At 60.5% G+C, this 21,291-nt stretch carries 21 protein-coding genes, 1 tRNA gene and 3 pseudogenes; 13 read left to right on the top strand and 12 right to left on the bottom strand.

Annotated features, from left to right (window positions below; all coding sequences use genetic code 11):
• Positions 1-15: 15 nt before the first annotated feature.
• From V6N07_RS14235 to V6N07_RS14210, 6 genes are all read left to right on the top strand, one after another.
• Positions 16-603, top strand: coding sequence for a nucleoside triphosphate pyrophosphatase (locus tag V6N07_RS14235; protein WP_371156989.1), 588 nt, complete (start codon positions 16-18; stop codon positions 601-603).
• On the top strand, positions 600-1,610 hold the full coding sequence (locus V6N07_RS14230) for a ribonuclease E/G (protein WP_371156988.1): 1,011 nt from the start codon (positions 600-602) through the stop codon (positions 1,608-1,610). The genes V6N07_RS14235 and V6N07_RS14230 overlap by 4 nt, the downstream gene beginning before the upstream one ends.
• Positions 1,607-1,798: a DNA gyrase inhibitor YacG gene (locus V6N07_RS14225; protein ID WP_371156987.1), complete on the top strand. Its 192-nt coding sequence runs from the start codon at positions 1,607-1,609 to the stop codon at positions 1,796-1,798. The genes V6N07_RS14230 and V6N07_RS14225 overlap by 4 nt, the downstream gene beginning before the upstream one ends.
• Before the next feature lie 79 nt (positions 1,799-1,877).
• Positions 1,878-1,952 (top strand) — tRNA-Phe (locus V6N07_RS14220).
• A 93-nt stretch (positions 1,953-2,045) separates the two neighbouring features.
• Positions 2,046-2,915 carry a hypothetical protein gene (locus V6N07_RS14215; protein WP_371156986.1) on the top strand — a complete coding sequence of 290 codons (870 nt, stop codon included), beginning with the start codon at positions 2,046-2,048 and terminating at the stop codon, positions 2,913-2,915.
• Between the two features lie 15 nt (positions 2,916-2,930).
• Positions 2,931-3,458 (top strand): hypothetical protein, encoded by a 528-nt coding sequence (locus tag V6N07_RS14210; RefSeq protein ID WP_371156985.1) that lies wholly within the window; start codon positions 2,931-2,933, stop codon positions 3,456-3,458.
• A 58-nt stretch (positions 3,459-3,516) separates the two neighbouring features.
• Here V6N07_RS14210 and V6N07_RS14205 read toward each other — a convergent pair whose 3' ends face one another.
• The 6 genes from V6N07_RS14205 to V6N07_RS14180 form a co-directional block, all read right to left on the bottom strand.
• Entirely contained in the window at positions 3,517-3,642 is a 126-nt protein-coding gene (locus V6N07_RS14205) for a hypothetical protein (protein WP_371156984.1), read from the bottom strand.
• A gap of 564 nt (positions 3,643-4,206) precedes the next feature.
• Complete coding sequence (locus tag V6N07_RS14200; RefSeq protein WP_371156983.1) at positions 4,207-4,902, bottom strand: hypothetical protein; 696 nt, start codon at positions 4,900-4,902, stop codon at positions 4,207-4,209.
• Positions 4,899-5,102: a hypothetical protein gene (locus tag V6N07_RS14195; RefSeq protein ID WP_371156982.1), complete on the bottom strand. Its 204-nt coding sequence runs from the start codon at positions 5,100-5,102 to the stop codon at positions 4,899-4,901. The genes V6N07_RS14200 and V6N07_RS14195 overlap by 4 nt, the downstream gene beginning before the upstream one ends.
• Before the next feature lie 81 nt (positions 5,103-5,183).
• Positions 5,184-5,501 (bottom strand): hypothetical protein, encoded by a 318-nt coding sequence (locus tag V6N07_RS14190; protein WP_371156981.1) that lies wholly within the window; start codon positions 5,499-5,501, stop codon positions 5,184-5,186.
• A gap of 573 nt (positions 5,502-6,074) precedes the next feature.
• Entirely contained in the window at positions 6,075-6,353 is a 279-nt protein-coding gene (locus tag V6N07_RS14185) for a hypothetical protein (protein WP_371156980.1), read from the bottom strand.
• Positions 6,354-6,645: 292 nt separating this feature from the next.
• Positions 6,646-7,281, bottom strand: coding sequence for a recombinase family protein (locus V6N07_RS14180; protein WP_371156979.1), 636 nt, complete (start codon positions 7,279-7,281; stop codon positions 6,646-6,648).
• A 501-nt stretch (positions 7,282-7,782) separates the two neighbouring features.
• Here V6N07_RS14180 and V6N07_RS14175 point away from each other — a divergent pair.
• Positions 7,783-9,225 carry a hypothetical protein gene (locus V6N07_RS14175; RefSeq protein ID WP_371156978.1) on the top strand — a complete coding sequence of 481 codons (1,443 nt, stop codon included), beginning with the start codon at positions 7,783-7,785 and terminating at the stop codon, positions 9,223-9,225.
• A gap of 443 nt (positions 9,226-9,668) precedes the next feature.
• Positions 9,669-10,400 (top strand): DUF6538 domain-containing protein, encoded by a 732-nt coding sequence (locus tag V6N07_RS14170; RefSeq protein WP_371156977.1) that lies wholly within the window; start codon positions 9,669-9,671, stop codon positions 10,398-10,400.
• 3 nt (positions 10,401-10,403) lie between these two features.
• Here V6N07_RS14170 and V6N07_RS14165 read toward each other — a convergent pair.
• The 4 genes and pseudogenes from V6N07_RS14165 to hmgA all read right to left on the bottom strand — a co-directional run bounded on the left by V6N07_RS14165 (position 10,404) and on the right by hmgA (position 15,098).
• Positions 10,404-11,529 (bottom strand): annotated as a pseudogene (locus V6N07_RS14165) (IS3 family transposase).
• 317 nt (positions 11,530-11,846) lie between these two features.
• The gene (gene fahA / locus V6N07_RS14160) at positions 11,847-13,097 is read right to left on the bottom strand and encodes a fumarylacetoacetase (protein WP_371156976.1); all 1,251 of its coding nucleotides are present in this window, start codon (positions 13,095-13,097) and stop codon (positions 11,847-11,849) included.
• Positions 13,098-13,107: 10 nt separating this feature from the next.
• Positions 13,108-13,743, bottom strand: coding sequence for a maleylacetoacetate isomerase (maiA, locus tag V6N07_RS14155; protein ID WP_371157234.1), 636 nt, complete (start codon positions 13,741-13,743; stop codon positions 13,108-13,110).
• 5 nt (positions 13,744-13,748) lie between these two features.
• Positions 13,749-15,098, bottom strand: coding sequence for a homogentisate 1,2-dioxygenase (gene hmgA / locus V6N07_RS14150; protein WP_371157232.1), 1,350 nt, complete (start codon positions 15,096-15,098; stop codon positions 13,749-13,751).
• A gap of 165 nt (positions 15,099-15,263) precedes the next feature.
• On the opposite strand from hmgA, the gene V6N07_RS14145 reads away from it, so the two are divergent.
• The 3 genes and pseudogenes from V6N07_RS14145 to V6N07_RS14135 all read left to right on the top strand — a co-directional run bounded on the left by V6N07_RS14145 (position 15,264) and on the right by V6N07_RS14135 (position 17,560).
• Positions 15,264-15,773, top strand: a complete 510-nt coding sequence (locus tag V6N07_RS14145; protein ID WP_371156975.1) for a MarR family winged helix-turn-helix transcriptional regulator — start codon at positions 15,264-15,266, stop codon at positions 15,771-15,773.
• 46 nt (positions 15,774-15,819) lie between these two features.
• Positions 15,820-16,607, top strand: a pseudogene (locus V6N07_RS14140) (3-hydroxybutyrate dehydrogenase).
• Positions 16,604-17,560, top strand: a pseudogene (locus V6N07_RS14135) (CoA-transferase). Before V6N07_RS14140 ends, V6N07_RS14135 begins: the two co-directional pseudogenes overlap by 4 nt.
• A gap of 31 nt (positions 17,561-17,591) precedes the next feature.
• Here V6N07_RS14135 and V6N07_RS14130 read toward each other — a convergent pair.
• Positions 17,592-17,912 (bottom strand): hypothetical protein, encoded by a 321-nt coding sequence (locus tag V6N07_RS14130; protein ID WP_371156974.1) that lies wholly within the window; start codon positions 17,910-17,912, stop codon positions 17,592-17,594.
• Here V6N07_RS14130 and V6N07_RS14125 point away from each other — a divergent pair, their 5' ends adjacent.
• Positions 17,913-18,524: a hypothetical protein gene (locus V6N07_RS14125; RefSeq protein WP_371156973.1), complete on the top strand. Its 612-nt coding sequence runs from the start codon at positions 17,913-17,915 to the stop codon at positions 18,522-18,524. It begins immediately after the preceding gene.
• Between the two features lie 2 nt (positions 18,525-18,526).
• Here V6N07_RS14125 and V6N07_RS14120 read toward each other — a convergent pair whose 3' ends face one another.
• Positions 18,527-19,303, bottom strand: coding sequence for an IclR family transcriptional regulator (locus V6N07_RS14120; RefSeq protein ID WP_371156972.1), 777 nt, complete (start codon positions 19,301-19,303; stop codon positions 18,527-18,529).
• A gap of 119 nt (positions 19,304-19,422) precedes the next feature.
• Here V6N07_RS14120 and V6N07_RS14115 point away from each other — a divergent pair, with 119 nt between their 5' ends.
• The gene (locus V6N07_RS14115) at positions 19,423-21,282 is read left to right on the top strand and encodes a TRAP transporter permease (protein WP_371156971.1); all 1,860 of its coding nucleotides are present in this window, start codon (positions 19,423-19,425) and stop codon (positions 21,280-21,282) included.
• The last annotated feature ends 9 nt before the right edge of the window (positions 21,283-21,291 follow it).

Here is a 21,291-nt window from a genome sequence, read left to right as displayed (position 1 = left end):
CGCCGGGCCGGCAGGGTGGGTGACGCCCCCCGCCCCCGTCTGATTCTCGGCTCAGGTTCCCCGCGACGTCTGGAGTTGCTGGGGCAGATCGGGCTGACGCCGGATGCCGTGTCCCCCCCGGATGTGGACGAGACGCCGTTTTCTGCCGAGGACCCCCGAAAATATTGCGAGCGGATCACCGCCGCAAAGCTGGCCGCCGTCTCTGCGGACGCGGATGACGTGGTGCTTTGCGCCGACACGACCGTTGCTGTCGGTCGGCGTATCCTCGGAAAAGCAACCGACGCGGACGAAGCCGCCCGGTTCCTGGCCCTGATGTCCGGGCGCCGTCACAAGGTGATCACGGCCATCGGCGTGCGGCGTGGCGGGCGCAACTGGTTCCGAAGTGTCGTGTCCTCCGTCCGTCTCAAACGTCTGACCAAGGCGGAGATCTCAGGCTACCTGTCGACGGGCGATTGGCAGGGCAAGGCCGGTGCATATGCCATCCAGGGGCCGGCCGCCGCCTTTGTCGCGTGGATGGAAGGCAGTCATTCTGCCATCGTCGGCTTGCCGCTGCATGAGACGTCGAACCTGTTGCAGTCCGCCGGAGTAAGGATTTGGACATGACCCCCTATCAGATCGTTCTGGGACAGGTTGACGATCGCGCGGCCGCAGCGCTGATGCTGGACGGGCGTCTGCATGATCTGCTGATCGACGCGCCGGGTGATCGCCCGCGTATCGGGGCAATCTATCGCGCCGTCTGCGACCGGCCCATCAAGGGGCAGGGGGGCATGTTCCTGCGGCTCGGCGATGGTCTGACGGGCTGGCATCGCAATGCCAAGGGCCTGCAACCGGGGCAGGAGCTTTTGGTGCAGGTCACCGGCCATGCCGAACGCGGCAAGGCCATTCCCGTGACCGACCGCATTCTCTTCAAGTCGCGTTACTGCATCGTGACGCCCGGCGCCGCGGGCATCAATGTCGCGCGATCCCTGAAGGATGAGGAAGAGCGCGACCGGCTGCTTGAAATCGCCCACGATGTCCTGCCCGAGGACCGTGGTTCCATGGGGGTCATCTTGCGGACCGCAGCCGAGGGGCAGGCCGAGGAAGACCTTGAAGCAGACTTGTCTGACACTTGGGAAATGGCCTCGCAGGTCATGTCCGATACCGGAACCGGAGCGGAGCATCTTCTCGATGGCCCCGACGCGCACCGCTTGTCATGGCGCGATTGGCCGGACGCGCCCGTGTCGGAGACTTGGGACGAGGTTCTTGATCAGATCGAAGCGCTTCGGACGGCCGAAGTGAAAAGCGGCCCCGCGACGTTCTATATCGAACCCACGCGCGCGATGGTCGCCGTCGACGTCAACACCCCCGAGGGCGGCAGCGCGGGCGGTTTCAAGGCAAACCTGGCCTTGGCCCGTGAGCTGCCCCGTCAGCTGCGCCTGCGGGGCCTTGGCGGGCAGATCGTGCTGGACCTTGCGCCCATGCCAAAGAAGGACCGCCGCGGTTTCGAGGCAGCCTTGCGCACGGCCCTGCGCGATGATCCGATCGAGACATCGCTGATCGGTTGGACGCCGCTCGGTCACTTCGAGATGACCCGCCGCCGTGAGCGTATTCCAACGGAGGAGCTATTGTGACCTGTCCCGTTTGCTCCAAGCCGACCGTCGCCGACTACCGTCCCTTCTGTTCGCGCCGCTGCGCGGACGTGGATCTTGGAAAGTGGCTGAATGGCGCCTACGCGATCCCGTCGACCGATCCGGATGATGCCGAAGACGCGATGGATCAGGTGTCTCGAATTTCAGATGACAGTTCACGCCCGAACTGACCGTTTTTCGTCTGGACACCGGATTCCCCCTGCCTTAGACGAGCCTCACCCCGCGTCGAACATACGTCGCCGCACCAGTGCCTGGGTAGCTCAGGGGTAGAGCAGTGGATTGAAAATCCTCGTGTCGGTGGTTCGATTCCGCCCCCGGGCACCAATTCCCATTGAAATAGTTGATTTTCAGGGTGTTAGTGGGGAAACCACTACACAAACGCTACACAGAATCCGGTGTAGCGCCATGAGGATCACGATGGAACTGCCTCACCGCAAGATGGCCGCGACGGGCAATGCCAAGTATCGCCGGAGGGTCACGTCGGCGGCGATGCGGGACATGATCGGTAAGGCGGCGGTCGAATGGTCGCTTGGGACCCGCGACCCCGCGAAGATCGTGGACGCCTGGAAGAAGGCCGACGCGCGGTTCGAGGCGCTGCGGCAGAAGGCGGAAGGCAAGACCTCGGAGCAAGCCCGATGGGACCTCCTGCGAGACGCCGCAGTAGCGCATGGGCTGGCCGCGCCCGACGCGACCAAGATCGGCCCCGTTGACCACCTGCTCGAAAGCGGGCGCTTCGATGCGTTCACCGCTGCGGCTCTTGCGGAGGCCGACAAGCTGACCCCGCAGCAAGCCCGTGCGAAGTTTGCCGAGGGGAAGGCTGCAACGCGGTTCGAGCTACTGGCGAAGGCGCAGCTGTTCGGGGTCGAACGCCCGCCGCTGCCTCTATCCGAGGTCGCGAAGGCATACCTGCGAGACCGGGAAAGCCGCTCGGGCTATCACGACATCGAAAAGCAGGTCGGCATGGTCGTGACCGCGCTGGGCGAGGTCATGGGCAAGAGCGATCCGGCCATCACATCCATCGACCGGACGGCGGCCTATGCCTTCCGAGACAAGCTGGCCGCAAGGGGCAACTCGCTCGGCACCATCCGGCGGCGCATCACGACCATCCGGGCCGTGCTGAACCATGCCGAGAACCGCTTCGATCTGCCGAACTGGCGGAACCCCTTCAATCGGATCGAGCTTCCCGAGGATGACGGCACGGCGGGCGAGGAAAAGCGCCTACCCCTGACTCTGGACGAAATCCGCAAGGTGCGCCCTGCCATGTCGCGGTCGAACGACGACCTGTAAGGCATCTGGCACCTGATGATGTTCACCGGCTTGTCGCCCGACGAGGCGCGGGGTCTGCAATGGGCAGAGGTTCACCTAGACGACCCAACCCCGCATTTCGAGGTCAGGCCCAACGGGCGGCGCAGGTTGAAGAAGGGCCAGCGGCGGCGGCGTGTGCCCTTGGTCGGGTCCGCCCTAGCGATGATGCGCGAGCGCCGTCAGAAGGCGGCTCAGGGCACGTCTGACGTGTTCCCAAGGTATTGCCACCAGCGCAATGCCAACACGCTCTCCGCGTCCTTGGTGAAGCCCATGAAGGCGGCGGGCGTCTGGCAGAAGACCGTCAAGGTTCCTTACTCGCTGCGCCATTCGGTCAAGGATTGGCTGCGCCGTGCTGCCCCGACCAACATGCAGCTTCTCATCATGGGCCACGGACACGGCGAAGGCCGGGCTGCGGGCGGCTATGGCGGCGACGACCTACTCGACATGCAGGCGCAGCACCTAGAGGCGGCGTTGCGGCGCGGCGGGGTCATTGACTACCCAACCTTGCCGGACACGGAAGGCTAGCGGCGCTGCTGGGCAGGCTGGGGCATCGCGTTGACGCCCCCGCCCTTGGTCCGTCCGGCTACCACGTCACGCGGATTGCGGCCCATGGCAAGCAGACCGTCCATTCCCCCGGCCAGCGGATGACGTGGAAGGCCGGTTCGCGGCGGGACAGGCGAGGTGCGGTGGTGTCGAGTTGAAGGCGCATGGTGCGTTTCCCCTTGGCGGTTTCGTTGCGGGGGATCGCTGCGGCCTGCGCGTCCGTGGGATCATCCCACAGGTGGCGCGGTTCGCTTCCTCCGGCATGGGATACCCGGCGGGGCGGGAAGACCAGTGCGACAGAAGCACCGGGCGGGCGGCAGCGGCGCGGTGTGGCGCTGGGGCATCATGGGGAAGGCCCGGCGGCTGACCTTGAAGGATCGTCTCGGGTGTCCGTCTGGCGTCGGTCGCCCGGCGGGGAAGACCACATCCCCACCTTGAAGGCTGGCCGACCAAGGCACCTATGAGATCGTGAAGGCTGGCGTGGTCGGGTATGCTTAAAGGCGAAGACGGCGGCGGCGCACCCGAGCAACTGTCACCTTACAGGCATCCCGACTCAGCCAGCTTCCACAATTGCCGAAGGGCCTGGGTCTGCATCCCTCGAAAGCGGTGGGTCCGGGTCATCCCCGTCCGCCGTGCGCCCCTCGGGCTACCTCGAACGATCAAGGCCACCTGTCGAGGTCACGCTTCACGTTCCCCTTCTATAGTGCGGAGGGCGGATTGGACGGCCCCGCTACAGGAAGCCGTCCATCTCCTCTTGCGAGAAGTAGCGCCGCCACCCCGGATCGCGCATCGCCCGCGCCAGCTTGCGCCAGTCGTAGCCGCCGGACGGGGTCTGGGCACGAGGCCGTATGTGTCGCATCTCTACTTGCCGGGGCCGCTCCTTGGGTTCGGTCGCAGGGGCCGGTTCGGCGAAGACCCGACGCGCAGGCTTGCCATCGTCAAGGATCGCGTCCCGCGTCCCAACGCCCCATTCCTCGCGGCAGAACGCATCGACCATTTTGGCGATGTTGAGCGCACTGGGGGATCGGATATCGGGGTAGAGCTTCCCGATGGGCGACATGCGATCCGCCCCCAGCAAGGCCGGGTCCAACAGGATGTTCCTGAGCGGCGCATCGGGGCCGGACGCCGCTTCGAGGATGGCGACTATCATCGGGCGTTGCGCCTCGGGTGACATGCGAAGAACATCGTAGGACAGCCAAGACGCCCGGTCGTAGTGGCCCCGGTTGCGCTGGGCGTTCTCGGCAAGCCGTGCGCCACGGACCGCGTTCCGGCTCGCCTTCTTCTGACAGGCCGGGATGCAGTAGCGTTGATCCTTGCGGCGGCGCGTGAAGGGTTGCCCGCAGCGTTCGCATAGGGGCTCGGCGGTGACGGGGGCGCGGTCGCCCGCTTCCCCCGCTTCGAGCACCTGAACCTTGGGGCCGCTCACTCGTAGACCCCGGCGGAAATGGCCGCTCGCCTTTCCGCGCTCGCCTTAGCGGCTTGGCTAGGGCGATACTTCGCGGGGCGGCCACGCGATGCACTGGATGCCGCAGGGTTGAGGCTACAACGCCGCAGATCGAGGCGGTTGCGGTTGGGATAGCTCACCTGCGCTTCATCCCCGAGATCGAGGATGATGCGGGCGACCATGGCGTCATGCAGTGGTCTGCCCTTTGCCATGGGGCGGCGGGTCTTGACGCGAATGTTGCCGCGCCCGTCATCGTCCGCCGTCTAGAGGCCATCGAAGACCGTCATCTGCATGGCGAACCAGTCGGCAGCATCGACTAGGGCGAAGCGATTGCCGAGGTCATCCAGCGGCACGCGGAACACCGGCTCTCCCCGGTCGTCCATGAAGGGCACGGGACGGCGGCGGCACCGTTTGCGGATCAGACCCGCAGCGCGAGGTCCGAGGTGTCGGGTCGCCTTGCGGTCGTTCCAGGCGTGGAAGGCGGGCAGCGTCTTGATGCCCTCCTGCCGGGCGGCGGCGGGGATCAGGGGAAGGAAGTAGCGGGCGAGGTCGGTCCGGCTGGGCTTGGTCAATGTGGTCATGGGGTAGTCCTTTCAGGGGGAGGCCGCGCAGGGTGTGGCGAGGGGATGCGGCGGGGTGGGATCGAACCCTCGGAGGTGCCCCGTCACGGTCGCCACAACCGCCAAGCGGGCGGGCGAAAGGACGAAGGCCCGCGCAGCTCGGCTGACGGGATACCTCGGAAGGATCGGAATGTTCGCCCATTTCGGCTTGCAGCGCGGAAGCGCATCGATGCCGCTGGGCGTAGCGTTGATGGGATGGTGAGGGTGAAGACCCCTGCGACCGGGCGGGGCCGCGCATGGGGCAGCGGTCCGCCGTGCCCGCTAGGGGCGCGATGGTCAGCCGGGACGCGGTCTATGGTCTGGGGGATCGTTGCAGGTCGCCGTTTCGGTCACGTCGAGGTGACGCATGGGCGGCGGGGCGCTGGGCAGTGATCGCCTAGCAAATTGTGCTGACCCTGGAGCGTCTCAGGGGCGGGCGAAGTGGCCGGGTCGCTAGCCCGAAGGATGATGCGGGTCGGGGATACCCGTTCATCGTGGATATAGCGGGCTACTTCAGTTGGGCTTCAATTCGGCAACGCGGAGACCGGTATCATTTCACCAGAGCGGGCAACCCCTAGAAACAGAAAGCACGCGCCATGAAATCCCACTTGCTCCTCCTTTGCGGGCAACCATCAAGATTCGGCGTTTCTCTTTCCTGATCGAGCAACCCTCAAACGGCTGCATCATCGAGGCTCGCATAGTCCAAAGACAGCAGAGGAACGTCACCGCCGTGAGCACGCCCGCGACCACGGCGGCTGCGGTCCATCCAATACCGATGAGGGGTCCGAGGATCGCGTCGAGGGGAGCGGTTAGCTTGGCCAGGATGGTCAGCATGGCGAGTATCCCTTTAAGGAACGTCGGGCGGTCGAGGTGGCGGGAGGCGGGCGAGGTGGCAGGCCGAGGCGCTGGGCAAGGGAACGTCGAGGGGCCGTTGGGGATGCCTTCCGGCGGCAACGGGTCATCGGTTCCGACCCTGCGGCCTGCGCTTCACCACCCCGCAAAACAGATAGCAGGTGCGCAGCCCCTCAAAGCGGCGCGTCAGCGGTCATCTTTGGTGGTAGGCTCCCAGTGACAGGCCAGACGCGACCTGTTGTCCGGCGACTCTCTCTGCGCCGCTATGGCCCGCCTACATCCCCCACCGTGCGAGTGCCGCCTCTGCGCCATCAGGTTCATCCCGAATGCGCCGTACCGTCTGGCGGGTCAGGCCAGCCGTGCGGGCAATCTCGGACACGTTCGCCCCTTGGGCCAGCATCGCTTGCACTATGGTCAGCCCCTCGCGGTCGTAGCTGGGCTTCTTCCCAAGGTAGCGGTCGCCCCGCGCCTTCGCCCCTGCGATGCCCGCCCGCTGGGCTTCCTTTGTCGCCTCTGCCTGGGCCTGAGCGGTAGCGGCCATGAAGGCAATCAACGCGTCCCGAACCGCCGCTTGCACCGGGTCTCTCGTCGCGCCGTCGAAGGTCATCCCGTTAATGACCGTTCGGACGATGACGCCCCGCCGCATGAAGGCCCGGATCGTGTCCGTCACGTCCTCGTAGTTGCGCCCCAGCCGGTCCACCCACCGGACCACAAGCGTGTCGCCGGACCGCAGCATGTCGGCTAGCCGTCGCCCCTCGGGTCGCTCACAAAGGGGCACATTGAGGCCCGACACGCCGTGGTCGGACACCACTGCGTCGAGCCTAAAGCCCGCCGCCTCGGCTTGCGCCGTCTGGTGGTCGATGTTCTGGTCTGCCGTGCTGACACGGGCGTAAAGGATCGTCTGGGGCATGGTGCTTCCATATGGCCGTTCGGGTAATGGCCGATAGGAAACATGGCCGTTGACGCGAAACAACCCTAATGGCTACCCGAAACAGACTGTCCGCCGGATGGCCACAAGCCTATACCCTTACGGCCACATGGCAGGACACCCCAAGTTGCTATGGAAGCGGAACCGGGTAGCGGGTGGTAGTGCGCTAAAGAGACCCCGCCGCCATCGAGAGACGACCCCGGCGGGTTGTCCCGGACGCAAGGGCGCGGGCCACCGGGGGGAAACTCAGATCGTCGATAGAATGGTGGAGGCTTCAGAAATCTGACCCCAAATATTGTACCGGTATTTGAAGAATACTTCCATAACCCGACGCCCGCTTGCGTTCTTGCGGTTGCAGTGTTCGGATACAAGACACGGCGGATGCCACGTCAGACACGCAGCTCGCGACACCTCACACACCATGCGGAAGGTTCTGTGAATTTCAACTCACGCAGTGCCTCTCGTGCTTGATAGTAGAACAATATGATTATCACGCTGTCTTTCGAAGTTAAAAACCATGTCGAGGTGATGGAAGGATGGCCAATTCGAATAGGAGATACAACGTTCCATCTTGAAAGAGACGGCACATTACTGCGGAGGGTCAGCCTATCCTTCGCTGGCGTTAGTACAGACTATGCGCCAAAGGTCGCCCAATCAAAGCAGCCTGGAGGTTCATCGAGCATCAAAGTATCCGATGGGGACTACGCAAACCGCGCCCGAAAGAAATTACTTCAATGGCAGGCTGTTATCACCGGGGCTCAGATCATTGACCTTGCTTATGACAATCCAGAAATTCGCTATCACGCGGAAAACGTAGAGGAAGAGGAACATATCCACCTCAAGTCGATCAAGACTAGTTATGATGAATCCCTTAACCTAGCCTGTGACTTTGAACAGTTCGGAAGAGCGTTTTGCGTGGAAACAGTCTCCGACGAGGTGATCGAGTCAACGGCTCACTATCGCGAAGGGAGGTTGGCGTTTGAAGCCGGTCGATACGTTGATGCCTATAACAACATGTTTCTATTTCTGGAAACCCGATATTGCGACGGCAAGACCAAGACAGCGCAACAAATTCAATTACTCGCAGGTGTGTCGGAGCTCTGCACAAGTATCGAAGAGACCGCGAGGGCATTCTTGACCGCCCGCAGAAGGGCAAGAGATGAGAATTTCGATCTATTCAGCGTGACCGATAGTATAGAAGCTAAAGTAAGGGCTTTAGTGCTACTACGAGGCAGACTACGCCACCATTCGCTCAAGAGTCCTCACCGCTGGGACCCCAATCGGCAAGGCGCTCATAAGGGAGAGGCACGGTTTCTGTGTGCGGTGGTACAGGAACTCGTGATGAAAGAGACGTTTGCCGAAATTTATGCTCCTGAGCCATTGGAATTGTTTCGCAATCTGTCAATCGCGAGTGGCAACGAAACCAAAATAGAGGTTGCGACCACTCGGACCAAACCTGAGCGAGCACTTCAACTCAACATGAGTTATCCAACAACAGTCATTTCAAGCCTGCTTTGCGTGAACACCATTCGACAAGCCCTGACGGCGTGTGAGGAAGCTGGTCAGATTGCAGATACAGTCAAGCTTCGTGCAAGGCATGTCGCTCTCGACGTCGAGCTGTTTACGACAGACCTGGGCGTCTGGGCTTACACGACAAAACAAGAAATTGAACTGAAAGAGTCAATTCAAGCCATTCAATGCGACTTCGAGCAGACCCGTGGGGACTTGGTAACGAAGCACGGTTTTGCTGTTCCATATCGACGCGGTAAGATAACGATCCTCGATACCTGGAAGCTGTTCTCTATATGCTTCGATCATATTGAAGATAAGCAGCCTACAACTCGGATAATGAGTCTACGGTTGAGCATCCCCGGTGATAGGCGTGAGATTGCTGCATATCGCACGGGCGCGATGGTTAGATCATAGATTTGTGATGAATTGAGACAGGGTAGACAGGCATAATTCCACTTCTAAGTGGCATTTTTTCACGCCTCGGGGCTCAATAGCATAGCGATTTGGAGACCTATTTCAGGCAGGGGCGCATTCTACTTCTTATTTCGCTTCCTATGACCTCCAAGCCAAGTATTCGCGTTCTGAGAAGTACACGGCGCAATCCAGGCATTTGAGAGTCGCGGTTAGGCAATATTCTGCAAATGCTACGACGGTTAGTTTGACCGGCATCCCTCCAAGAAGTGGTGGAGGAGCGTCATCCGCTACATGACCACTACACACGGCTCCAGCTTGATGCTACCCAAGCCCCTGTAAAACAAGGGGTTTGCAGCATGGGCACGTCCGCCCCCGGGCACCACTTCATGTTACAACCTGTTGATTTATAGCAGTTTATTTGGGAAACTGTGCGGGCGTAGGACATGGCGTATGACAATTCGGTGCCCTTTTCGCTCACCAAGAACGGCATCTTCTACTTCGAGAGACGTGTTCCAACGGACCTCTTGAAGCACTACGACACACGGAAAATCTCATACTCGTTGCGGACACGGTCGGTCAGGATCGCGGAGGCACGGGCAAGACGGGCTGCGGATCAGCTTGACGGGTATTGGTATCACTTGCGCTCCAAGGATGCCGACCTGCCGGGTAAACACCGCCTGAGGATGAGAGCGGCACCAAATGGTGCAGCTCCAGAAGCACCGCTGAGTGACTCAGTGACGCTCTCTGAAGCCGTGTCCGTCTATCTCAAGCAGAAGGGGCATGGCCGTCCCGTCACGTTCCACAGGGCTGCAGAACGCTCCTGTGGTTACGTGATCGACGTTGCAGGCGCCAAGGACCTCTGGGCCTATACCAATAAAGATGCCAATGCCTTTCGTGATGCCCTGATCAAGCGCGGCCTGTCTGGAAGCAGCATGACCCGCATCTTCGGAACTGTTCGGTCCGTCACCAACATCGCAGCCTGTGAGTTGGGTGTTTCCTTCACCAACCCTTTCAGCGGCGTCTACTTCGACAAGCAGGCTGGGGTGCAAGAGTGCGAGCCACTTTCAGTCGACGCCGTCAAAAGGGTGCAAGCCGAATGCTTGGGCATTGATGACGTGAAGTGGTCCCATGTTTTCGGACAGGCTTGCAGCGTTTCCAAAGTGTATCGGGTTTAGGTTTCATGCTGCTTTCTGCTCTTCCAAGCCCGCCCAATATGCGTCGTCAGGCGTTTGCCGATCAAGCGCGGAATGGGGCCGCTCTGGGTTGTAGAATGCCATCCAGTTCTTGATGACACGCCGGGCCTGTAAGCCGTCATTGATCTCTTCGAGATAGATCGCTTCCTGCTTCAGGGATCGCTACAATCGCTCGATGAAGATGGTGTCCAGATAGCGTCCGCGTCCATCCATTGAGATGCGCACGCCAGCCTCGGTCAGCGTTGTGATCCAGGCCGATCCCGTGAACTGCGATCCTTGGTCCGTATTCATGATCTCCGGTGTACCGTGTTTGGCAATGGCTTCATTCAATGCGTCTCTGCAAAAGTCTGCGTGCATCGTGTTGCTCAGTCTCCAACTCAGCACCTTGCGCGTTGCCCAATCCATGATCGCGACCAGGTACAGGAAGCCGTTCTTGACCGGCACGAACGTGATATCAGCGCACCAGACCCGATTGGGGCGGTCGATCCGCATGCCTCGAAGCAGATACGGATAGACCGGGTGCTGCGGGTGCGGTTGGCTGGTTCGAGGGCGTTTGTAGATTGCCTCCAAGCCCATCTTCGCCATCAATCGCCTGACGCGATGACGCCCGACTGCTGTGCCCTCTCTTCTTGGATAGGCAGCGATCTGACGACTGCCGAAGAACGGATATTTGGTGAAGACCCGGTCAATCTCTTTCATCATGACCAGCGTATCCGCGTCGATCCCGACGGGCGTATAATAAAACGCCGACCGCGATAGCCGCACCAGTTTGCACTGCTGGCTGATGCTCAGCTCAGGGTGATCCCGCTTGATCATGGAGCGTTTCTCTGCCGGGCTCAGCGCTTCAGCCCTTCGGACAAAAAACATTCTCGACCGCCAGCCGCCCGATCTTGGCGTGCAGCTCTTTGACCTCTGCTTCTGTTGGGCCGCTCTGCTTGCCGCCAGAGAACACATCGGCCATTCCATCAATGGCCTGCCGCTTCGATGTGCTAACTTGGTTCGGATGCAGTTGATGCTTTGCCGCGATCTCCTGCACTGTCTTATCACCACGCAGCGCTTCCAACGCCACCTTAGCCTTAAACTGATCTGCAAAGTTCCGGAGCTTTGCCATTCTCGTATCCCTTCAAAGGCTTAGGATACACCTTGGCCGACTGTCCGGTTTGAGGGGACCACTTCAGTCTTGTAGGTGCATTGGACAAAGGCAGACAGGACCCGCGTTTTAGCAATTGTGATGGCGGAACCCTATGCCAACTTGTCATCTGACGCCGGCCATGCGTTAGACCTTCGGGTGGCTATCGATTTTGGCAGCTTTGATACCGCTGTCGCGCTCAGTCAGCTCGCGGCAACAGATTTGCGGAAATTCTAGCGCGACAGCACAGGGCCGGGTTCCGGCGCTGCGCATTCTTTATTTGATATTCCGTCTAGCGCTTACGAACGAGGGACTGCTGGACGAAGCGTCCCAGCACATTCACCAAAGCCGATCTTGTACCCATCTCCTTGGGCTGCGCCGCGCAGGGTGAGCGTATCACCGTCCTCTAGGAATGTGCGCGTCTCGCCGGTGTCCAGTGTCAAAGGCTCTTTGCCCGCCCAGCTGAGCTCCAGCAGACTGCCGCGATTTTCCTTCTGCGGCCCGGAGATGGTGCCGGATCCCAACAGGTCGCCCACGCGCATCGGGCAGCCGCTGGTGGTGTGATGCGTGAGTTGCTGGGCCGCCGAGTAATACATCACGTTGTAGTTCGTGCGGGAGATGACCGTCTCGGATTTGCCCTCGGGAGCGAGACCGACCTCAAGATCAATATCGTAAATCATCGGGCCGGGTTCCGCGAGATAGGGCAGAAGCTCCTTTTCGCGCGGCGGAGTGGCCGCACGGAAAGGCTCAAGGGCCGCCTTGGTCACGATCCACGGACTGATGGTGGTCGCCGTCGCCTTGGCTTGAAAAGGGCCGAGCGGCTGGTATTCCCAGGCCTGAATGTCGCGGGCGGACCAATCGTTGAGTAGCACGTAGCCAAAGATCATGTCGTCGGCCTCTTGCACGCTGACGCGACCTTTCGATGGCTTGCCCACGATGGCTCCCATCTCCAACTCCAGATCGAACCGTTTGGAGGCCTCAAACACGGGCATATCGGCGTCGGGCGCTTTCAACTGGCCGTGGGGGCGGGTGATGTCAGTGCCGCTGACAACGACCGAAGACGCGCGGCCGTTGTAGCCGATGGGAATATGCAGCCAGTTAGGCGGCAGGGCGTTTTCAGGATCGCGGAACAGGGAGCCGACGTTGAACGCGTGGTGGCGGCCCGCGTAGAAGTCGGTGAACTCGGTCACGGTGAAGGGCAATTCAAGCGTGGCATCGGCCATCACCACCAGATGCGGTTCAAGATCGGATTGCTGCGATGCGCCCTCAGACAGTGCCTTTGTCAGGTGGTCACGAAAGCTGGCCCAGACATCCGCGCCAAGCGCCATGAAGTCATTCCATGTGCCGCGGGCAAAGACGCCGCTTTCAGGCAGGTGAAGCAGACCGGCCTGTTCAACGGCGGTGACGTCAAGGATTCGATCGCCGATGGCAACACCTGCGTGCAGGTCGCTGCCGCCGATGCGGAAAGCCCCATAAGGCAGGTTGTTGAGAGGAAAGTCGGTATCGGGCGAATTGGCGCTTTCGACCCAAGAGCGGAGAAGCTGTGTCATCGGATTTCCTTCAGTTCGCGTCTGGCTGGTTTTCGGGGCGCGCGGCGTCAAAGGCCGGCAGTTTCAACGCCTGTTCTTCGATTTCGAGCAGACGGGCAAAGGGCGTCATGTCAACGCCCCAGCGATGTGCGTTGTAAAGCTGGGCAACAAGGCAGATATCGCACAGGAGCGGCGTGTCCGAGAAACTGTAGCCAAGGCCCCCGGGCAGCAGCGCCTGATAGGCATGGAACCCTTCGGTCATCCAATGGCGCATCCATTCAGTGCCTTGATCGCCGCTCAATCCAAGTTCGGATTTCAGGCGGCTAACGACCTTGAGGTTGTTTACCGGATGGATGTCCAGCGCGATGACCTGCGCCGCAGCCTGCACCTTCGCCCGCAAGATCGGGTCACTCGGCAAGAGCGCAGGGTCGGGCGCGATGTGATCCAAATAGTCGAGGATCGCCAGGGACTGTGTCAGCACGGTGCCGTCCTCCAGCACCAGCGTCGGCACGCCCTTGCTCGGGTTCTTGGCGACGTAATTCGACGCCCGCTGTCCCCCGGCGACAAGATCCACCGGGACTGTCCGATAGGACAGCCCCTTCAGGTTCAGCGCCACGCGCACCCGGTAGGATGTTGTCGAGCGCCAATAGGAATAAAGTGTCAGCATTCCGGTCACTTCTTGCCCGGCGTGCCGTCGAACTTTTTCTCCATATCCGCCCAGCAATCGATGTAGTCGTCCTGCAACGGGGCTTCCTTGCCTGCGAACTGGGTCAGTTGTTGCGGGAAGCGGGTCTCGAACATGAAGGACATGGTGTTGTCCAGTTTGTCCGGGCCAAGGTTCGCGTTCGACGCTTTCTCGAAGGCTTCGCGGTCGGGTCCATGGGGCAGCATCATATTGTGCAAACTCACGCCACCGGGGACAAAGCCCTGCGGTTTGGCGTCGTATTCGCCGTAAATGTTGCCCATCATCTCGGACATGATGTTCTTGTGATACCACGGCGGACGGAAGGTATCTTCCATCACCATCCAGCGCTCACGGAAGAGCACGAAGTCGATGTTCGCGGTGCCGGGTTGTCCCGAGGGGGCGGTCAGCACGGTGAAGATTGACGGATCGGGGTGATCGAACAGGATGGCTCCCACGGGGCAGTAGTTGCGCAGATCGTATTTGTAGGGCGCGTAATTGCCATGCCAGGCCACCACGTCCAGCGGGCTCTGGCCGATCTTGGTCTCGTGGAATTGGCCGCACCATTTGACGGTGACGGTCGAGGGCACTTCGCGGTCCTCATAAGCCGCAACAGGGGCTTTGAAATCACGCGGGTTCGCCATGCAGTTGGCCCCGATAGGGCCACGGCCTGGCAGTTCAAACTTCTGGCCGTAGTTTTCACAAACGAAGCCGCGCGCGGGGCCGTCGAGCAATTCCACCCGGTAAACAAGGCCACGCGGGATGATAGCGATTTCCTTAGGCTCAAGGTCAATGATGCCCAACTCAGTGGCAAAGCGCAGGCGGCCTTCCTGCGGCACGACCAGCAACTCGGAATCTGCGGAGAAAAAGTACTCATCCTTCATGGATTCGGTCACAAGATAAACGTGTGAGGCCATACCGACCTGGGTGTTCACGTCGCCCGCGGTTGTCATCGTCCGCATGCCCGTCAGCCATGTGAGCGGCTCATCGGTATGCGGAACGGGATCCCAGCGATACTGGCCCAATGACGTCACATCGGGATGGATGTCGGGGGCAGAGCGCCAGTAGGCGAGATCAATTTTCTCGTAGCGGTGGGAGTGCTTGACGGAGGGGCGGATGCGGTAGCACCAGGTCCGCTCGGGGCGCACGTCGGTGAAGGCCGTGCCGGAGAGCTGCTCGCCGTAAAGCCCGTAGTTGCATTTCTGAGGGCTGTTCATCCCTTGGGGCAGCGCGCCGGGCAGGGCCTCTGTTTCGAAATCATTGCCGAAGCCGGGCATGTAGCCAGGATTCGTCAAGCCACCGTCGGCCTGAACCATGGGGCTGATATCAAGGTCTTTCATGCGCTTATCCTCCTTTGGTACTGTCGGTTTGAAGCCGTTATTGTCGAACTTGAGCAGGCGATAACCGACCGGGCAGAAATTCGTTTCACTTGCAACGATTATCATTCTGTGGGAGAGTGAGTCAAGATCATTACACACGCAACGAAATGCGGGAGGTTGACCCAAATGACTTCAGACAACTTCAATCTGTCGGAATTTCTGCCCTACAGACTGTCGGTTCTGTCCTCTCGGACCACCAAGATGTTGTCGAGGGTTTATGGCGAAAAGTATGGCCTTTCGACGCCGGAGTGGCGGGTGTTGGTGCACGTCGCGCGTCGTGAAAAGATGTCCGTCCGAGAAATTCATGACAGTGTCTATTTGGAAAAACCTGCCGTCAGCCGTGCCGTTGCCAAGCTCGAAAAGGCAGGCCTTCTCAGAAAAACCACCTGCGAGACCGACCACCGTCTGGTTGAAATTGCGCTGACTGCCGCAGGGCTCGAAATGTTCAATGGGATCGTGCCCGAAGCGCTGTCTTTCGAGGCAGCGATCCTGAGCGCTTTCTCACCTGAGGAAAGGGACCAACTGCATGACCTGATGGAACGGCTGCATGACGTTCTTGACGGGCTGCCGGACGCAACACGCCGACCGCAGATGGACAGCGACGGTTTTGGCTCGCTTTCAAAGGATGCCCACTAGCGAGACGTGAATACCCGGAAACACGACAACACAGATGACACGAAAAATGACGGATCTGACGGGCAAAACAGCTGTAGTCACCGGATCGACATCGGGCATCGGGCCGGGGCTGGCCCGGGGGGGTGCGCAGGCGGGTGCGAATGTCGTGCTGAACGGTTTCGGGGATGCCGAGGAAATCGAAAAGACGCGCGCGGAACTGGATGCCGCGACCTCGGGGCGGGTGGCCTAGAGCGGCGCGGACATGACCAAGCCGGACCAGATCGAGGCCTTGATCAATACCGCTATCGCACAACATGGCAGCATCGATATTCTGGTCAACAACGCCGGCATCCAACAGGTCTCGCCAGTTGAGGAGTTCGCGCGCGATAAGTGGGACATGATCATCGACATAAACATGACCTCGGCCTTCCACACCCCGCGCGCGGCAAGTCCGGCGACGAAACACAAAGGCTGGGGCCGGATCATCAACATCGCCAGCGCGCGCGGGCGCGTCGCCTCTCCTTTCAAGTCGGCCTACGTCACGGCGAAGCATGGAGTGGTGGGCATGACCAAGACGATTGCGCTTGAGGTGGCCGAGGACGGCATCACCTGCAACGCGATCTGTCCGGGCTAGTGTTGACGCCCCTGGTTGAAGCACAAATCCCCGACACGGCCAAGTCGCGCGGCATGACCGAGGAAGAGGTCAAGCGCGATGTGCTTCTGGCCGCGCAATGGACCAAGAAGTTCGTCACTGTTGAACAGCTTGCAGGCGTTGCTCTGTTCCTGTGCTCGGACGCGGCGAAAAACATCACCGGGATTGCCCTGCCGGTGGATGGCGAGTGGACCGCGGCATGAAGGCAAGCAAGCTTGTCTGCCCATTTGAGGCCGCCGCCCTGATCAAGGATGGCGACACAATAACGACATCAGGTTTCGTGGGCATCGGTGTGCCCGATGAATTGCTGGCCGCTCTTGAGACCCGCTTTGTCGAAACCGGCCATCCATGCGATCTGTCTTTGGTCTTCGCGGCAGGGCAGGGCGATGAGAAGGAACGGGGCCTGAACCGGCTGGGCCATGAGGGATTGTTGAAACGTGCCGTTGGCGGTCATTGGGGGTTGATCCCCAAGGTCGCGAAGTTGGCAACGGCTAGCAAGATCGAAGGCTGGAACCTGCCACAGGGCGTGTTCAGCCAGCTCTACCGCGATATCGCAGCGGGCAAGCCCGGGATGCTGTCCAAGGTTGGGGTGGAGACTTTCGTCGATCCGCGCAATGACGGCGGGGCGATCAATGGGATTCCCACCGACCCGCAGGTCGAGTTGATGGAGATCGGTGGCGAAGAAGTCCTCTTCTACCCGGCGTAGAAACTGACCGTTGCCTTGTTGCGCGGCACAACGGCGGATGAAGCAGTCAACGTCACGATGGAGCGCGAGGCTCTGACCATCGACAATTTGGCGCAAGCAATGGCCGTGCATATCGCGGGCGGTGTGGTGATCGTGCAGGTCGAACGGGTGGCGCGAGCCGGGACACTGCTTGCCCGCGACGTCCATATTCCCGGCATCGTCGTGGACGCCGTGGTCGTGGCCAAGCCTGAGCATCACCTGCAAACCTACAGCACGGCCTTCAGCCAGGCTTTCAACAACCGTATCCGCCCACCTTTGGGCGAAATCCCGGCGATGCCGCTGGATGTCCGAAAGGTTATCGCACGGCGTTGCGCGTTTGAGTTACCGGTTAACGGTGTGGTCAATCTTGGGATCGGTATGCCTGAGGGGGTTGCTTCGGTCGCCGCAGAAGATGGGTTGCTAGAGCATTGACGCTCACAGCCGAACCCGGCGTGATTGGTGGTCAGCCGGCCCCGGTCTTGATTTTGGCGCGGCGGTCAACACGGATGCGGTCATTCCGCAAAACAATCAGTTCGACTTCTATGATGGCTGCGGACTCGATCTGGCCTGTCTGGGCCTTGCCCAAGCCAATGCAACGGGCAACGTCAATGTTTCGCGCTTTGGCCCGCGTCTTGCTGGAGCCGGTGGTTTCATCAACATTAGCCAGAACGCCCGCGCGGTTGTCTTCGCCGGAACCTTTACCGCCCAAGGGCTGGACGTTCAGATCACCGACGACGCGGTGCGCATCCGTCAGGAGGGCAAGGCCCGCAAATTCCTTGACCATGTGGAGCAGATTTCATTCTGCAGTGCGCGGGCGGCGCGATTGTGGCAACCGGTCCTTCATGTGACCGAGCGCTGTGTTTTTGAACTGACACCTCAGGGATTGAAGCTGATCGAAATCGCCCCCGGTATTGATCTGGAGCGAGATACTCTGGGCCTGATGGACGTGACCCCGATTGTTGACGACCTGCGCCCCATGGATCCGCGCATCTTCCAAGAGGCCGAGATGGGTTTGCGCACCGATCTTTTGCACCTAGATCTGGCGGACCGCGTCGCTCTGGATCGCACTCTGGGTCAGGTGTTTCTCAATTTCGAGAAGATGCGGATCCGGATGCGTGACGAAATCGACCTCGTCCGGGACGCTGTTACAAAGACCTGCAAGGCCCACGGTGGCCGGGTGGATGTCCCTGTGAACTATGACGGTTTCCGGATTGACGAGGCGCTCGAAAGCTTTTGGGCGGAAATGGTGGCCAAGCTGACCGAACGGTTTTACGCGCGGGTCTCTCGCTATTCCAGGTCAGCGTTCATGCGGATGAAGCTGGGCGAGGTCTTCCCTGACGCGCGCACGCATATTTTCGAGACGAGCGCACAGGCGCAGGCGTTTCTTGGGTCCTGACCCTAGGATGCAAAATGCTTGCCAATGGCCTGCGCGGTCGCGGTGAGCCGCCCCAGATGTGCCTGAGCCACGTCGTCAACGCTGCGCCTCTCGGCCAGCCAGACAAGGCTCAACGCCCCCACAACCTGACCGCCAGAGCGAACCGCGACCCCGATGGCGCTTGGGATACCGCCATAATCCACGGCCCGGCCCCAATACCCCGGCTCGCGGCTGGCAAAGCCGCGCGTGCGGATTTCCCTCAGCTTAGATGGGAGCTGCAAAGCGGCTGCGCGATCTTTGCCAGTGGTATTGGCAGACAGAGTGTCCGAATACTCCATGCGTTCCTTTGGCTCCAGAGCGGCCAGGAAGGCGCCGCCCAAAGCCGATCTGAAAGGGGAGGGGCGATACCCGATGCAATCGGGGAAAATACCGTGCCTGCTATACTGCCGCGTCGTATCAACGATTTCGACACGCCCGTTCCCGATGGCTGCGGCCAGATCCACGCCAAGGCCGGTTTCTTGGGAGAGCTCCATGATCTGAGCAGTACCGGCTTCGACAAGCGCATCAATCGAATTGGATGCGCTTTCGAGGCGCGGAAATCCAGACCCGATACGGTAGCGGCTGTCACTGCGGCTTTGTGTGAGCCACCTTTGTCCAACAAGTGTTGCACAGATCCGCAGGATAGTGGGCTTAGGCAAGCCTGTCTGACTTGCCAAAAAAGCCAATGAACACACACCGCTATCCGAGACAACTTCTAGTATTTTCATACTGCGTTCAACAGAGCGATTAGTCTTCATCATACGTTCCACCTAGTGAAACGCACATTCGACCGAATCCTTCTAAATGTCTAGCTTCATCGGAAGGTGTGCTTTGATCCGGTGGGGAGCCGGGCCTGCGCATTTCGAGGGGGAGGGAAATAGTGCAGAACGTGCTTTCGAAATCCGTCAGCGGACTGAACCTGGGTCTGTGCGCTCTGGTCGTCGTTGTTGTATTTTACGTCTCCGTGTTTGGTGTCTTCAGTGAGTCCTATCTTCGGGTGGGTATGCTTCTGGTTGGCGGTCTGCTGATCCTCCTGGCGCAAATCGAGGGCAGCCAAAGTCTGATTGGGAAGCTCTTGGCGCTCATCACGGCGGCGTTTCTGGGTGTCGCTGTCTATCAATACTTCCGCGCGGCGGCGGAGATCGAGACCGGTCTTTACTTCCTGACTTCAGCCGACATCTGGCTGGGGACGCTGGGATTGATCGCGGTGATTGAACTGACCCGCCGGTCCGTCGGTATGGTCATGGCCTGTGTTGCGGCCTTTGTTCTCATCTATGGTGCGTTTGGGCAGCATGCCCCAGGTTTCATGCGCCATGCGGGCATGACATCTGAAGAGTTGATCCAAGTGCTTTGGTATTCATTCGATGGTGTTTTCGGGCGCCCGATGGCCACGGTCGTGTCGACCATCCTGATCTTCATTATCTTTGGCGCCATCCTTGAGTTCCTGACCATCGACAAGGTTCTGGTCAAGCTTGCGCTGGCCGCCACGGGTCGGGTCCGCTCTGGCCCTGCTGCCGCTGCCACGATTGCCAGCGGTCTGTTCGGCACGATCTCCGGCAGCGCCGTCGCGAATGTGGTCGGCACTGGTGTCATCACCATCCCGCTGATCAAGAAGCGCGGGTTCAAAGCGCATTTCGCCGGCGCAGTTGAGGCTGCCGCCTCCAGCGGCGGGCAGATCACGCCACCCATCATGGGCGCGGTCGCCTTCATCATGGCGGATGTCACGGGCCAGCCCTACCTGACAATCTGTGTCGCTGCCGCCGTACCCGCCATCCTGTATTACGTCGGTCTGTTCATGGCGACCTCCAGCGCTGCACGCGATATGGACCTGGACGTATCTGAACAGCCCAAGTTGAGCTTTGCCTGGCGCGAAGTCGCCCAGATCATCGTGTTCATGCTGTCGCTGACGGCAATTGTCGTGGCCATGGTCGGCGGGTCGTCACCAGCCTATGCCGGTTTCATCGGCGTCGCCTTTGCCGTCGTATTCGGCTTTGCCGTGAAACCGTCGCTTCTGACAGACACGGCATCATGGTTCAAATTCATCCACTTGGCGGGCATGATCTCTGCACAACTTGTGGTGATCGTGGGCGCAGTCGGCATCATCATCGGCATCCTGAACCTAACGGGCGTTGGCCTGCGGTTTGCCTCCCTCGTGGGCAGCTATGCGGACGGGCAGTTGGCGGTCTCGCTCCTGCTCATGGCGCTGGCTTGTCTGCTGCTGGGTATGGGGATGCCGACGGTTCCTGCTTACCTCATCATCGTTCTGGTCATGGGCCCCGCGCTGCAAAAGCTGGGCGTGCCGATCATCCACACGCACATGTTTGTGCTGTATTTCGGCGTGTTGTCAGCGGTGACGCCACCCGTGGCGCTGGCCGCCTTCGCTGCGGCCCCCATTGCTGGCGCGGGCGCGATGCGCACAGCCGTGGAAGCGTCCCGTCTGGCGCTGCCTGGTTTCGTGATTCCCTTCGCCTTCATCTACCAGCCCGCGATGCTCTTGGGCACCGGATACCCACTGACGGAATCCGCGCAGTCGATCGTGTTCGTGACCCTTGCCGTGCTGCACATCTCGCGTGCGTGCTACCCTGCAAAAGACAAGGCCCGCTATGCGCCGATCGGGCTGGCGCTGGCCTTTGCGTTGCTGTTCACCGGACCGCTTGTGGCGTGGGGCGCTGTTGTCGCCACCATCGCGATGTGGTCCGTCGTCAAATTCGGCAGCTTCATGTTGCCCGAAAAATCTTAAATTCGGAGG

Origin of the sequence: Jannaschia sp. 2305UL9-9 (assembly GCF_041403465.1) — a bacterium.
GTDB lineage: Bacteria > Pseudomonadota > Alphaproteobacteria > Rhodobacterales > Rhodobacteraceae > Jannaschia.
Note: the sequence above shows the minus strand (reverse complement) of the source record. Positions and strands in the feature narration are given on the sequence as shown.